Annotated in this window: 1 protein-coding gene and 1 pseudogene; both read left to right on the top strand. The window is 75.7% G+C overall.

Annotated features, from left to right (window positions below):
* A pseudogene (locus G3I53_RS16955) lies at positions 1–213 on the top strand (sugar ABC transporter ATP-binding protein); the annotation flags it as partial.
* A gap of 111 nt (positions 214–324) precedes the next feature.
* Positions 325–659: aldehyde dehydrogenase family protein (locus G3I53_RS16960; protein WP_164438512.1), on the top strand; the 335-nt coding region annotated here is incomplete at its 3' end.

Below are 659 nucleotides of genomic sequence, written 5' to 3' on the forward strand. Positions count from 1 at the left end.
ACGCTGGAGCCGGCCGCCGGGCCGACCTCCGCGCCCGCGGGCGCCGAGCCGCGGCTGCCGGGCGACCTCATCGTCCGTACCGCCCCGGACGTCCGGCTCCGGCAGGGCATGCAGGTGCCACTGCTGGTCGACCTCGCCCACCTGTTCGTCTTCGACCGGCACGGGGAGCGGATCTGCCCCGATCCGGCGCGCCTGCCCGACCTCGACGAGTGACGCCCCTCTCACCGGCCGTCCGGCGGGTTCCCCTGGCGCCCGTAAATTACCACCGCTAGTTTATGTGGCGGCAGACGACGCACACGACGCCCCCGTCCCGGAGGAAGCGCGATGAAGGCATACGACGGCATGTACATCGACGGCGCCTGGCGCCCCGCCGCCGGTCCGGACGTGATCGAGGTCGTGAACCCGGCCGACGAACAGGTGATCGCCACCGTCCCGGCGGGCACCGTGGAGGACGTCGACGCCGCCGTCCGGGCGGCCCGCGCCGCCCTCCCCGCGTGGAGCGCCACCCCGCCCGCCGAGCGCGCCGCCCGGCTCGCCGCCCTGCGGGACGTCCTCCAGGCCCGCCGGGAGGAGATCGCCGAGACGGTCACCGCCGAACTGGGCTCCCCCCTGAAGCTGTCGCAGACCGTGCACGCCGGCGTCCCCGTCGCCGTCGCCGG

It is taken from the genome of Streptomyces sp. SID14436, from assembly GCF_010548465.1.
Classification (GTDB): domain Bacteria; phylum Actinomycetota; class Actinomycetes; order Streptomycetales; family Streptomycetaceae; genus Streptomyces.